Source organism: Brucella sp. RRSP16 (assembly GCF_052246815.1).
Taxonomy (GTDB): Bacteria; Pseudomonadota; Alphaproteobacteria; order Rhizobiales; family Rhizobiaceae; genus Brucella; species Brucella intermedia.
In genome coordinates, this window is record NZ_JBQQAM010000001.1 from 62,775 (window position 1) to 75,047 (window position 12,273).

Consider the following 12,273-nt stretch of genomic DNA (forward strand, 5'->3'; position numbering starts at 1 on the left):
ATGTTAATGCGAGAATGGAATGAAGCTGAGCAGAAGACTGATCCCGGACATCGCCACGCTGCAAGCCTTTGAATGTGCTGCCCGTCACGGAAGTTTCACCCAGGCTGCGCATGAGCTCAATCTCACCCAAAGCGCTGTCAGCCGTCAGATCAAGGATCTCGAAAGCCAGCTCGGCGTGCTGCTGTTCGAGCGTATTCGCCAGCGCATTCTGCTTTCCGATGCCGGTCGCAAGTTTCTGCCGGAGGTGCGGCGTCTTCTCAACCAGACAGAGGATACGATGTTGCGCGCCATGGCTTCGGCGCAGTCCACCTCTTCTTTCAGTGTGGCGACCCTGCCGACATTCGGCACGCGCTGGCTGATGCCGCGCATTCCCGATTTCGTCGAGAAGCATCCGGGGATCGCGTTGAATGTGGCGTCGCGTTCCGGCGTTTTCGATTTCGAGGAACAGCCCTTCGATCTGGCCATTCATTACGGACAGCCAGTCTGGGCTCACGCCACCTGCACTTTCCTGTGTAGTGAGGTTATTGTGCCGGTTGCTTGTCCAAGCCTGTTGAAGGCACGTCATCCGTCCGCGCCGGAAGAACTTGAAAACGAACCTTTGCTGCATCTTGCGACACGACCCAAAATGTGGGCGCAATGGTTTGAAAGCTGCGGCGTTGAAGGACAGACGGCCTATCGCGGCCACCGTTTCGACCAGTTCTCGATGGTTATAGGTGCCGCATTGGCTGGGCTGGGTTTCGCGCTTCTGCCGCTTTATCTGATCGAGCAGGAATTGCGCAGCGGTGAACTGGTCATGCTTTTCGAGAAGCCGATGCGGACCGAGAATGAATATTATCTCGTTGTCCCGGAAGGAAAACTGGAAAACCCGCTGACGCAGGTCTTCTGTCAGTGGATTGCCGGGCAGGTTGGAAATACGGATTATTCGATGCTGGTTCATTCCAAACCGGAATGAATTGTTGCGCAAATAACGCTGTCCAAGCGGCTTTCGCGGCGTGAAATAGAAACAACCGGGCAGTGCGCCCGTATTCCACGAGAGCGGTCGATCATGAAAAAGACCGGGAACCGCTCTAACTGTTTGTTTTTACGCATTTCCGAACGCAAAACCGCTTCACACTTTTGCTGGAAATGCTCGGTATGAATTGGTTGTCTCAATGCTGAACGATCCGCGCTCCCATGGTCTTTGGGAAAAGACCGCCCCTGCTGCTCCCAAGACGACTGCGCTGCAAGGTGATCTGACTGCGGACGTGGTGATCGTGGGCGGCGGCTTCACCGGCCTGTCGACGGCCTTGCATCTGGCCGAAAAAGGCACGCGGGCCATCGTGCTTGAAGGCATCGAGATCGGATATGGCGGTTCGGGACGCAATGTCGGTCTGGTGAACGCGGGCATGTGGGTCATGCCGGATGATCTGCCCGGCGTGCTTGGCCAGAAATATGGCGACCGTCTGCTCGATGTCCTCGGCAATGCGCCGAAGCTGGTTTTTGAGATTATCGAGAAACACAAGATTGCCTGTGAAGTCGAGAAGCAGGGCACGCTTCATTGCGCCGTCGGCAAGAAGGGTCTGAAAGAACTTGAAGATCGTTATGAGCAGTGGGCGCGCCGTGGCGCGAATGTAAAGCTGCTCGATGCGAGAGAAACCGAAGCCAAGGTCGGCACGAAAGCCTATGCCGGGTCGCTGCTCGATCTGCGCGCCGGTACGATCCAGCCGCTGGCCTATGTGCGCGGGCTTGCCCATGCCGCCGTTGCCGCTGGCGCGACCATCTTTACCGGAAGCCCCGTGACCGGCGCTGAGGAAAAGAACGGCAAGTGGGTGGTCAAGACCGCCAAGGGTTCCGTGACGGCCAACTGGGTCGTGGTGGCAACCAACGCCTATACCAATGCGCCGTGGGCGGAAGTTCGCGCCGAACTGGTTCATCTGCCATATTTCAACATGGCTACGAAGCCGCTGTCGGACAATCTCAAGAAGAGCATTCTGCCGGAGCGTCAGGGTGTATGGGATACGAAGGAAGTGCTTTCGTCCTTCCGTTTTGACAGCCAAGGCCGCCTGGTGTTCGGCAGCGTCGGTGCGCTGCGCAACACGGGTGCTGCCGTGCACAAGGCATGGGCCAAGAAGTCGTTGAAGCGACTGTTCCCGCAAATCGGCGAAGTCGAGTTCGAAGCCGAATGGTATGGCAAGATCGGCATGACCGATGACAGCCTGCCGAAATTCCATCGCCTGGCGCGCAATGTCGTCGGGTTCTCCGGTTATAATGGCCGCGGCATCGCGCCGGGTACTGTCTTCGGAAAACTGCTTTCGCAACTCGTTTCAGGCGAGATCAAGGAAGACGACCTGCCGCTGCCGGTCAGCGATCCGAAGGAACAGAATTTCCGTGGTCTGCGCGAAGCCTATTACGAGGCTGGCGCACAGATTGCGCATGTCGCCGAGATCGTTATCTGATCTGCCGACCGGTTCGCCGGGGATAGGTTTGCGGCTGTCATAAAACCGCAGTGCAATTCCTCTAATGCCATCCGCATCTCTCCAAATCAGGAGAAACGGATGGCTGTTCGGCAACTGCCTCAATGCCTTACAAGCCTTCCGATGGAATGATTCCGCCGGAAGGCTTTTGCTTTTCCGGTTTCACGTTGCAGGATGTTTGACAGGTGCACCATGAATGGAAATGATCGTGCCTATCGCCATGGCAGTATCTGCGCGTTATCACTTCGCACGCGTCAGGATCGCACCGGCATCGCTGGTCATGCTGGCGAACATTACACAGAAATTCGAGGAGCGAATCCCATGAACAAGATGCTGAAGCGGGCCGCTGTCGTACCTGCGCTTCTTGCTCTTTCCATCGCCGTGGCGCAGGCCGATACGCTGACGCTTTATACCTCGCAGCCGGAAGCGGATGCGACCAAAACGGTTGAAGCGTTCCGCAAGGCCAATCCCGATACGGATGTGCAGATTTTCCGCTCGGGCACGAGCGAACTCCTCACCAAGCTTGCTGCCGAATTTGCGGCTGGCGCACCGCAGCCCGACGTTCTTCTCATTGCGGATGCGGTGACGATGGAAGGCCTCAAGAAGGACAAGCGCTTGCTTGCTTATCCAGAGGCCAAGGTCGATGGTTTCGCCGCAGATAGCTACGATGCCGACAAGACTTATTTCGGTTCCAAACTGATCACCACGGGCATCGCCTACAATACGGGTGCCGCGCAGAAGCCTGAACATTGGGCCGATCTTGCCAAGGCCGACTACAAGGGTCAGGTTGTCATGCCGAGCCCGCTTTACTCCGGCGCTGCCGCCTATCTGCTGAGTGGCTTCGCGCTCAACAAGGATCTGGGCTGGGATTACTTCAAGAACCTCAAGGCCAATGAGCTGGCAAGCGTCAAAGGCAATGGCGCTGTGCTGAAGTCGGTTGCGAGTGGCGAAAAGCCATACGGTATCCTGGTGGACTTCATGGCGCTCAACGCCAAGGCCAAGGGTTCGCCGATCGAGTTCGTATTCCCGTCGGAAGGCGTGCCCGCGGTGACTGAACCGGTCGCGATCATGGCAACCGCCAAGAATGTCGATGGCGCCAAGAAGTTCGTGGATTTCATCCTGTCGGATGACGGCCAGAAGCTGGCGCTCGAGCAGGGTTATCTGCCTGCCAAGGACGGCGTTGGCCGTCCTGCCTGGCTGCCGGAAGGCACCAAGATCAACATCATGTCTATCGACACCCAGAAGGTTCTCGATCAGACTGATGCCGACAAGAAGCAGTTCTCCGAGCTGTTTGGCGGATAAGGCATCTCATGCGCATCATGAGAGACCTTCAGGGCCGCGATGCGGCCCTGATTGCTGGCATAACACTGATCGTGGCGGTTCTGTCGCTTCTGCCGATGGGCAGGCTGCTGGTCGAACTGGTCGCGCCGCAGGGGCAGCTTTCGACTTCGGCGCTGGTGGAGACACTCGGAAGCCAGTCGACCTGGGTTGCGACATGGCATTCGTTGCAGATCGGCATTGGCGGGACCCTGCTGGCGCTGGTGTTCGGCATTGTCGCGGCATTGCTCGTCGGGCTGACAAACATGCGCGGCCGCAATGTCTTCGTGCTTTTCTATGTCACTCCACTTTTGATCGCTCCGCAGGTAACGGCGCTGGCTTGGCTCCAGCTTTTCGGGCCATCAAGCCAGTTCCTCAAGATTGTGGGGATCGCGCCGCCGCTTGGCAGCCGCAACCCGCTCTATTCCGTCTGGGGCATCATCTTTTTGCTGGGCGTTCAATACGGCCCGCTGGTTTTCCTGATCGTGCGCGCAGGTTTGCGCAAACTGCCACGCGAACTGGTGGAAGCGGGACTTAGCGCCGGTGCCGGAAAATGGACCGTGTTACGCACCATCATCCTGCCGCTGATGACGCCGTCGATTATCGGTGCTGCCGCGCTGGCCTTCGTTTCCTGCGTGGGGAATTTCGGCATTCCGGCATTTCTCGGCATACCGTCGAATTATCTGGTTTTGCCGACGCTGATTTATCAGCGTCTTGCGGGCGGCGGACCGTCTGTGCTTTCGGGCGTCGCCGTGTTGTCCGTGCTGATCGGCCTCATTGCCATGGCTGGTATTGCTGCGCAGGAATATGCGTCCCGCAGACGTGATTTCCGCATTGTCTCGACGTCTCTGCCAGCCGCTCCCTTTGCGCTTGGCCGCTGGCGCGTGCCGGTGGAAGTCTCGGCCTGGCTGCTGATCGTGGTCGTACTCTTCCTGCCGCTGATCGGGCTCACGCTTTCCGCTCTGGTTCCGGCTTACGGCGTGCCGCTGACCTTTGCGACCGCGACAGTCGAAAATTTCCGCTTCGTCCTTATGGAACATGCCGGTGCCGCGCGCGCGTTTCGCAATAGCGTGGTCCTGTCACTCTCGGCAGCGTTCTTCGCTGTCCTGATCGCCGTTCCGCTCGCCTATATGCTGGCATGGCGCAAGCGTCGCTGGACGCCGATCCTCAATTTTGCAGCCGAAATGCCGTATGCCCTGCCAGGCGTGGTGCTGGCGATTGCCTGTCTGCTTCTGTTTTTGAAACCGCTGCCGGTGATTGGCGTCAGTCTTTACAACACGCTCTGGATCATCCTGTTTGCCTATCTTGCGCGCTTCTTCGTGCTGGCTCTGCGGCCGACTGTCGCCGGGTTGCATCAGATCGACCGTGCGATGGAGGAGGCCGCGCGTGTTGCAGGCGCGGGGCTTTTCTATCGCCTGCGCACCATTATATTTCCCCTCGTCGCACCGGCGACGCTTTCGGGCGGCGTGCTCATCTTCATGACCGCTTTCTGTGAGTTGACGGTTTCAGCGCTTCTCTGGGCGTCGGGATCGGAAACGCTGGGGGTGGTGATGTTTTCTTTCGAACAGGCGGGCGATTCCGCCTATGCAGCAGCCATCTCCATGCTGGCTGTTGCGGTGACATTCATGCTGATGCTTGCAACCAATCTGTTTGCGCGGCGTCTTCCAAACGGAGTGCTGCCATGGCGCGACTGAAAATCGCTTCTGTTTCCAAGGCCTTCAATGAGTTTCAGGCCTTGTCCGGCGTGTCTCTCGATGTGAAGGATGGCGAGTTTGTTGCCATCCTCGGACCATCGGGCTGCGGCAAGACCACGCTTCTTCGCATGATCGCGGGATTTGAAGATGTCGATGGCGGTGAAATCCACATTGGTGACAGCCGCGTTTCTCATATTGGTGGCAGCGTGCCGCCCGAAAAGCGGCAGGTCGGTATCGTATTTCAGAATTATGCGCTCTGGCCGCATATGACCGTGGCCGAGAATGTCGGTTACAGTCTGCGGGTGGCAAAGGTTGCCAGGGCCGAGCGCGAACGCCGCGTGAACGAGGCGCTGGCGCTCGTTGATCTCGCCGGTTTCGGTGATCGACGCCCAGGTAATCTTTCGGGCGGTCAGCGGCAACGTGTTGCGCTGGCTCGCTGTCTGGTGGCTGCACCGTCTCTCGTCCTTTTCGACGAACCCCTCGCCAATCTCGACGTGCATCTGCGTGCTTCGATGGAAGACGAGTTCGCGGCGTTTCACAAGCGCACGGGTACCACGATCATTTACATCACTCACGATCAGGCTGAGGCCATGGCGCTCGCCGACCGGATTGCGGTGCTGGACCATGGCAGGCTTCAGCAGTTCGACACGCCCCGCAAGCTCTATGAGGAGCCGGCGAGCGCAATGGTCGCGTCCTTCATCGCCCACGGCATGGTATTACCTGCGGAGGTGCTTTCTTTTGCCGAACGTGGCCATTGCGAAGCGCTGGTGTTGGGCAGCCGCGCACAGGTGCGTTGTTCAGGCACGGAAATGCCACGCGCCAATGCGCAGCTCTGCGTTCGGGCAGAGGACCTGACATTGACCGAAACCGGCGGCATTCCGGTGCGGGTCAAGCGCTCGGTTTATCGGGGCGGCGGTTCGCGCATTGAGGCATCGCCGGTCGCAAAGCCGGATATTCATCTGCATTTCGAGGTGCGCGATCTCGTGCGGCTGGAAGAGGGCGATGAGGTACGCGTCGCCATCCGCAACGGCTGGATCATTCCCACCGCTGACATGCCGGTGAGAAAAGCCTCAACCGGCTTTCCGATAGGTAACAAGATTTAGGATATTCAACTTGTAGTGTAAAATATACTGATATATGCCAGATACGATGTTTCGTGTGGGGGCTCTGGAGAAACATGGGGGCAGCGCGGTTTTCCAATATCGATGGCTTGCGTGCAATCGCGGCTATATCAGTTTTGTTTCATCACATTCTTGGCGACTTTCTCCGAGAGGCGTCAAATCTGAATACGACCCTGATTGGTTCTCTTAACTCAATAATTTCCAGTTTCGATTTTGGCCGTTTTGACGTTGTATTGTTTTTCCTGATCAGCGGTTTTGTGGTGCCTTTCAGTATCAAGAGCGACCAGCTCCAGCCGATCAGACGATTTGCAATCGGACGTTTTTTCCGTCTTTACCCGGCGTTCTGGCTGTCTTTGATTTTCATGTATGGTTATCTGGTGTTTACGGGCGGTGCCCCTGAACTGAAAACGCTGCTAGCCAATGCGACAATGGCGGCGAATGCATTCGGACAGCCTTGGCTTTCTGGCGTTTACTGGACGCTTTTTATCGAACTAATCTTCTATATCTTGATCGCCGTGGCCTTCATGGCTGGAATTTTGCGCCAACCGATGCTGATCTTGGCTGCCGGATTATTGTTGGCGCTTTCAACGGGTGGGCCGATTGTGCTACGTTCTCTCGGCATCAATCTGCCCGTTATCTATATCGGGCTTCATCTATCGTTCCTGTTTTGCGGATTGTTGCTTCGTCTTACCGTCATTGAGAAAGAAAGGGGCACCTTATCGGCGGCTCTGGTGCTGATTATTGTACAAATGGGCATCATTGTCTTGATTGGAGACTTTTCCCTTGCTCGAAACGACACGTTTTTCATCGTGGGAAAATTGCCTGTCATTGCATCTTATCTTGCTGCTTATTCCGTCTTTCTTCTGTCACTCTGGACGATGAGACCGCAATCCAAGCTTTTATCCTCAACCGGTGAGATAAGTTATTCGATCTATCTGTTTCACGTTCCGGTCTGCTGGACGATCTACCTGTTCCTGCCGCCGACAGGCGCTATAAGCGATCTCATAACAATGGCATTGTGCGTGATTGCATCCTTCGCGGTTTCGATCTTAACGTATCGCTATGTGGAAAAGCCGATGATTGCCGTTGGTCGAAGGATTTCAGGGCAAATCCATCGCCCCTTGCAACCAGCAGCAAGCTGACGGCTTTTACATAAGTTCGTAAAAGCCGTTCGCTGTCTCTATTTCTTCTTCATCGCTTCGAGCAATGCTGCGCCGAAGCCGCCGGTCGATGGCTGCTCCTGTTTGCGTTGCGGTGTGAAGTTCTTGGCGGGTCGCTGATCTCGGCCTGCATTCCCGCGTGGGGCAGGGGCTTCGCCGCCGTCCTTTCTCATCGTCAGGCCGATGCGCTTGCGAGGCACATCCACTTCAGTCACGCGCACCTTCACCACATCGCCAGCCTTGACTACTTCATGCGGGTCTTTGACGAAACGGTCCGCAAGCTGCGAAACATGGACAAGTCCGTCCTGATGCACGCCGATATCAACGAATGCACCGAAGGCCGCGACATTGGTCACCGTTCCTTCAAGCAGCATGCCGGGCTTCAGGTCCTTGATGTCATCAATGCCATCGGCAAAGGTCGCGGTCTTGAACTCCGGGCGCGGATCGCGACCCGGCTTGTCAAGTTCGGCAATGATGTCCCGCACGGTCGGCAGGCCGAAGCGCTCATCGACAAAAAGACGGGGGTCGAGCGCCTTGAGAGTTGCGCTGTCGCCCATCAGGCTGCGCACATCGCGACCGCAAGCGGCGACGATTTTCTTGGCGACGCCATAGGCTTCCGGGTGAACGGAGGAGGCATCGAGCGGCTCTGTGCCGTTGGAAATGCGCAGGAAGCCCGCGCATTGTTCGAAAGCGCGGTTGCCGAGCCGTGCGACTTTCAAAAGCTCCTTGCGGTTCTTGAAGGCTCCGGCTTCATCGCGGTGCGCCACGATTGCTTCGGCGAGCGACTTTCCTAGACCCGAAACACGCGCCAGCAATGAAGCGGAAGCCGTATTGAGATCGACGCCGACCGCGTTCACAGCATCTTCGACCACTGCATCGAGCGAACGCGCCAGGCGGGATTGATCGACATCGTGCTGATACTGGCCGACGCCGATGGATTTCGGCTCGATCTTCACCAGTTCGGCCAGCGGGTCCTGGAGACGCCGCGCAATGGAAACGGCGCCGCGCAACGACACGTCGAGCTGCGGGAATTCGGCGGCTGCGGTTTCGGATGCTGAATAGACCGATGCGCCTGCTTCCGACACGATGACTTTCAGCGGTTTTGGCGCTGGCATGTCGGAAAGCATGTCGATGACAAGCCGTTCGGTTTCGCGGCTGCCGGTGCCGTTGCCAATGGCGATCAATTCGACCTTATGCTTGCGGATCAGGCTTGCAAGTTCGGCTTGTGTGCCGCGCACGTCGTTCTTTGGCGGAAAAGGGTAGACCGTCGTCGTGTCGAGCAACTTGCCCGTACCATCGACCACCGCTACCTTGACCCCGGTGCGGATGCCCGGATCGAGCCCCATCGTGGCGCGCGAACCGGCAGGTGCTGCGAGCAGCAGATCCTTGAGGTTGCGGGCGAAGACGTTGATGGCTTCTTCTTCGGCACGCTCGCGCAGGTCGCGCATCAGGTCGAGAGACAGCGACAGCGAAAGTTTCACGCGCCATGCCCAGCCTGCAACTTCCATCAGCCAGCGGTCGCCGGGAAGCGTTCCGCCGATATTATAGGCGGCGGCGATCTTGCGTTCGACCGGCTTCACAGGCGAGGTATCGTCGGCGTCGATCTCGATGTCGAGCGACAGAAAGTCCTCGTTGCGCCCGCGCAGCATGGCGAGGGCCCGGTGGCCCGCAACATTTGCCCAACGTTCGGAATGGTCGAAATAGTCGGAGAACTTCGCGCCAGCGGCCTCTTTGCCATCGACAACCCGGGAGCGGAGAACTGCGCGCTCCTTGAGATAGTTGCGCAGATTGCCGATCAGCTCGGCGTTTTCCGCAAAGCCTTCGGCAATGATGTCGCGCGCGCCATCGAGCGCTGCCTTTACGTCGGGAACATCGGCGGTGATGTATTGCGCCGCGATTTCGACAGGCACAAGCTTGCGGTCCGTCAGAATGGCCTCGGCAAGCGGACCGAGGCCGCGCTCACGGGCGATTTCCGCCTTGGTGCGGCGCTTCGGCTTATAGGGCAGATAAAGATCTTCAAGCTCGGCCTTGGTTGCCACACCTGCGATCTTCAGCTCCAGCTCAGGCGTCAGTTTTCCCTGACCGCCAATCGATTCCAGGATCGAAGCGCGACGGGCTTCCAGTTCGCGCAGATAGGCGAGGCGTTCGGAAAGCTGGCGCAACTGCGTATCGTCAAGGCCGCCGGTGACTTCCTTACGGTAGCGGGCGACGAAAGGCACGGTCGCGCCTTCGTCCAGCAGGCCGATGGCGGCGAGCGCCTGATCCGGCTTTGCGTTGATTTCCGCCGCGATGATCCCGGCAATGCGCTTGGTAATATCGGCCATGTAACTTCCATTTCTTAATAGTCACGCCGAACATAGTCGGATGCCGGTTCGGCGCAATCAAGGCAGTATCGATGTTCCACAGGAAAGGCGTCAGCGTTCGTGTTCACGGCGATGTGAACTGCCTGCATCTTTTTAAATCGGATTTTAGCAATACTTATATCGGGTAATGACGATACGCATTGGAAGATCAGCGAGGTGACTGCGATGTCGGATGTTCAGCCTATACCTCTGGACGAGATATTAAAAGCGCTCGCCAATCCTGTGCGTCTCGACATTTTGAGCTGGCTCAAGGAGCCGGAGAATCATTTCTCCGGCCAGCACATGCCTCTGGAGATGGGCGTGTGCGCGGGCCAGTTCGAACGGTGCGGCCTCTCCCAGTCGTCCGTTTCCGCCCATTTGTCCGTATTGACCAAAGCGGGGCTAATCACGCCCCACCGCGTCGGGCAATGGACTTTCTACAAGCGAGACGAGGAGGCGATAGCCGCCTTCGTCAAAGCCCTTTCCGATCTTTAATCCATCCTGAACCCGACCTCTCCCACTTGCCCAATCTTTCCCACTTGAAGGAAATGTATCCATGGCTTCATTGTTCGATCCCGTTACCGTAGGCGATCTCAAGCTTGCAAACCGCATCGTCATGGCTCCCCTGACGCGCAATCGTTCGCCGCGCGCCGTGCCAAACGACCTCAACGTCACCTATTACGAACAGCGCGCGAGTGCCGGCCTCATCATCACCGAGGCAACGCCGATCAGCCATCAGGGACAGGGCTATGCCGATGTTCCGGGTCTCTATTCCGCTGAACAGCTCGCTGGCTGGAGGCGCGTGACCGACGCTGTGCACAGCGCAGGCGGCAAGATCGTCGTGCAGATGTGGCATGTGGGCCGTATTTCACACACCACATTGCAGCCGAATGGTGGCCAGCCGGTCGCGCCTTCCGCGATCACGGCCAAGTCGAAGACCTATCTTGTTCAGCCTGACGGCACGGGCGGCTTCGCGCCGACCTCCGAACCGCGCGCCCTGGACAAGAGCGAACTGCCGGAAATCGTCGCCACCTACGGCAAGGCTGCGAGGGATGCGATTGAAGTGGCGGGGTTCGATGGTGTGGAAATCCATGCGGCCAACGGTTACCTGATCGACCAGTTCCTCCGTTCGGGCAGCAATCACCGTACCGATGAATATGGCGGCTCGATCGAAAATCGCGCCCGTTTCCTGTTTGAAGTCGTCGACGCCGTGACGAAGGCGGCCGGTGCAGGCAAAGTCGGTATACGTCTTTCGCCGGTCACGCCAGCCAATGATGCCTCCGATCCCGATCCGCAGCCGCTGTTCGATTATGTGGTCGAGAAACTGGCGGGATACGGTCTGGCCTATATCCATATCATTGAAGGCGCGACGGGTGGTCCGCGCGATTTCCAGCAGGGACCGCAGCCCTTCGATTATGCGCGTCTCAAGCAGGTCTATCGCGATGCGGGGGGCAAGGCGGCGTGGATGGTCAATAATGGTTACGACCGCGCGCTTGCCGAAGAGGAAGTCGAAAGCGGTCGCGCTGACGTCGTGGCTTTCGGCAAGCCCTTCATTGCCAATCCGGACCTCGTGCGTCGCCTTAAGGACAATGCGCCGCTGAACGAACTCGACCAGCAGCATATGTATGGCGGTGGCGCCAAGGGTTATACGGATTATCCCGTGCTTGCCTGATCACGAGAATACAAAACCCGGCGAAAATGCCGGGTTTTTGTTATCAGAGCCTTGCACGTGTGGAGCGCGGTGTGGCCAGCAGCAGATTGGTTTCGCTGGCCTTGATGCCCGGCACCAGCCTGATGCGGCGCAGGACAGCGTCGAAATCGGTGAGCGTGGCAGCACCCAGTTCCACCACCAGATCGAAGCGGCCATTGGTGGTATGGATTGCCGATATTTCCGAAAAGCCGCCAAGCGCCTTGACCACACGGTCGGCCACATGGCCTTCGATTTCGATCATCATGATGCCGCGCACCGGCAGATCGACAGCATCCGAGCGCAGGATTACGGTATAGCCGATGATATCGCCGGAATTTTCCAGCCGCTCCATGCGAGCCCGCACGGTTGCCCGCGAAACACCGAGATCGATAGCAATATCCGAAATGCTGCGTCGCCCGTTATGGCGCAAAAGCGTAATCAGCTTTTCATCCAGATCGTCCATGCTTTCTCCATTTTGAAAAGCCAAACCGACATT

11 protein-coding genes are annotated in these 12,273 nt (G+C 57.8%); 9 read left to right on the plus strand and 2 right to left on the minus strand.

Annotation, left to right across the window (positions count from 1 at the left end):
* Window positions 1–19: 19 nt before the first annotated feature.
* The 7 genes from ACS5UA_RS00260 to ACS5UA_RS00290 all read left to right on the plus strand — a co-directional run bounded on the left by ACS5UA_RS00260 (window position 20) and on the right by ACS5UA_RS00290 (window position 7,727).
* Window positions 20–952, plus strand: a complete 933-nt coding sequence (locus tag ACS5UA_RS00260; RefSeq protein WP_443101066.1) for a LysR family transcriptional regulator — start codon at window positions 20–22, stop codon at window positions 950–952.
* 199 nt (window positions 953–1,151) lie between these two features.
* A complete protein-coding gene (locus ACS5UA_RS00265; RefSeq protein ID WP_253176950.1) occupies window positions 1,152–2,435 on the plus strand; it encodes an NAD(P)/FAD-dependent oxidoreductase in 1,284 nt (427 codons plus the stop codon).
* A gap of 214 nt (window positions 2,436–2,649) precedes the next feature.
* The gene (locus tag ACS5UA_RS00270) at window positions 2,650–2,778 is read left to right on the plus strand and encodes a hypothetical protein (RefSeq protein ID WP_021587031.1); all 129 of its coding nucleotides are present in this window, start codon (window positions 2,650–2,652) and stop codon (window positions 2,776–2,778) included.
* Entirely contained in the window at window positions 2,775–3,755 is a 981-nt protein-coding gene (locus ACS5UA_RS00275) for an ABC transporter substrate-binding protein (protein ID WP_443101067.1), read from the plus strand. The genes ACS5UA_RS00270 and ACS5UA_RS00275 overlap by 4 nt, the downstream gene beginning before the upstream one ends.
* Before the next feature lie 8 nt (window positions 3,756–3,763).
* Window positions 3,764–5,464: an ABC transporter permease gene (locus tag ACS5UA_RS00280; RefSeq protein ID WP_443101068.1), complete on the plus strand. Its 1,701-nt coding sequence runs from the start codon at window positions 3,764–3,766 to the stop codon at window positions 5,462–5,464.
* Window positions 5,452–6,567: an ABC transporter ATP-binding protein gene (locus ACS5UA_RS00285; protein ID WP_443101069.1), complete on the plus strand. Its 1,116-nt coding sequence runs from the start codon at window positions 5,452–5,454 to the stop codon at window positions 6,565–6,567. The genes ACS5UA_RS00280 and ACS5UA_RS00285 overlap by 13 nt, the downstream gene beginning before the upstream one ends.
* A 74-nt stretch (window positions 6,568–6,641) precedes the next feature.
* Window positions 6,642–7,727 carry an acyltransferase family protein gene (locus ACS5UA_RS00290; RefSeq protein WP_443101070.1) on the plus strand — a complete coding sequence of 362 codons (1,086 nt, stop codon included), beginning with the start codon at window positions 6,642–6,644 and terminating at the stop codon, window positions 7,725–7,727.
* A 38-nt stretch (window positions 7,728–7,765) separates the two neighbouring features.
* On the opposite strand, the gene ACS5UA_RS00295 is transcribed toward ACS5UA_RS00290, so the two are convergent.
* Window positions 7,766–10,069 (minus strand): Tex family protein, encoded by a 2,304-nt coding sequence (locus tag ACS5UA_RS00295; RefSeq protein ID WP_443101071.1) that lies wholly within the window; start codon window positions 10,067–10,069, stop codon window positions 7,766–7,768.
* A 204-nt stretch (window positions 10,070–10,273) separates the two neighbouring features.
* Here ACS5UA_RS00295 and ACS5UA_RS00300 point away from each other — a divergent pair, with 204 nt between their 5' ends.
* Window positions 10,274–10,582: an ArsR/SmtB family transcription factor gene (locus ACS5UA_RS00300; RefSeq protein WP_006471599.1), complete on the plus strand. Its 309-nt coding sequence runs from the start codon at window positions 10,274–10,276 to the stop codon at window positions 10,580–10,582.
* 61 nt (window positions 10,583–10,643) lie between these two features.
* The gene (locus tag ACS5UA_RS00305; RefSeq protein WP_443101072.1) at window positions 10,644–11,759 is read left to right on the plus strand and encodes an alkene reductase; all 1,116 of its coding nucleotides are present in this window, start codon (window positions 10,644–10,646) and stop codon (window positions 11,757–11,759) included.
* Window positions 11,760–11,802: 43 nt separating this feature from the next.
* On the opposite strand, the gene ACS5UA_RS00310 is transcribed toward ACS5UA_RS00305, so the two are convergent.
* A complete protein-coding gene (locus tag ACS5UA_RS00310) occupies window positions 11,803–12,240 on the minus strand; it encodes an Lrp/AsnC family transcriptional regulator (RefSeq protein ID WP_006471598.1) in 438 nt (145 codons plus the stop codon).
* Between the last annotated feature and the right edge of the window lie 33 nt (window positions 12,241–12,273).

What these genes read in the sequence shown, in the direction of transcription:
- ACS5UA_RS00260 (WP_443101066.1), top strand. Translation starts at nt 20, where the DNA reads ATGAAGCTGAGCAGAAGACTGATCCCGGACATCGCCACGCTGCAAGCC.
- ACS5UA_RS00265 (WP_253176950.1), top strand. Translation starts at nt 1,152, where the DNA reads ATGCTGAACGATCCGCGCTCCCATGGTCTTTGGGAAAAGACCGCCCCT.
- ACS5UA_RS00270 (WP_021587031.1), top strand. Translation starts at nt 2,650, where the DNA reads ATGGAAATGATCGTGCCTATCGCCATGGCAGTATCTGCGCGTTATCAC.
- ACS5UA_RS00275 (WP_443101067.1), top strand. Translation starts at nt 2,775, where the DNA reads ATGAACAAGATGCTGAAGCGGGCCGCTGTCGTACCTGCGCTTCTTGCT.
- ACS5UA_RS00280 (WP_443101068.1), top strand. Translation starts at nt 3,764, where the DNA reads ATGCGCATCATGAGAGACCTTCAGGGCCGCGATGCGGCCCTGATTGCT.
- ACS5UA_RS00285 (WP_443101069.1), top strand. Translation starts at nt 5,452, where the DNA reads ATGGCGCGACTGAAAATCGCTTCTGTTTCCAAGGCCTTCAATGAGTTT.
- ACS5UA_RS00290 (WP_443101070.1), top strand. Translation starts at nt 6,642, where the DNA reads ATGGGGGCAGCGCGGTTTTCCAATATCGATGGCTTGCGTGCAATCGCG.
- ACS5UA_RS00295 (WP_443101071.1), bottom strand. Translation starts at nt 10,069, where the DNA reads ATGGCCGATATTACCAAGCGCATTGCCGGGATCATCGCGGCGGAAATC.
- ACS5UA_RS00300 (WP_006471599.1), top strand. Translation starts at nt 10,274, where the DNA reads ATGTCGGATGTTCAGCCTATACCTCTGGACGAGATATTAAAAGCGCTC.
- ACS5UA_RS00305 (WP_443101072.1), top strand. Translation starts at nt 10,644, where the DNA reads ATGGCTTCATTGTTCGATCCCGTTACCGTAGGCGATCTCAAGCTTGCA.
- ACS5UA_RS00310 (WP_006471598.1), bottom strand. Translation starts at nt 12,240, where the DNA reads ATGGACGATCTGGATGAAAAGCTGATTACGCTTTTGCGCCATAACGGG.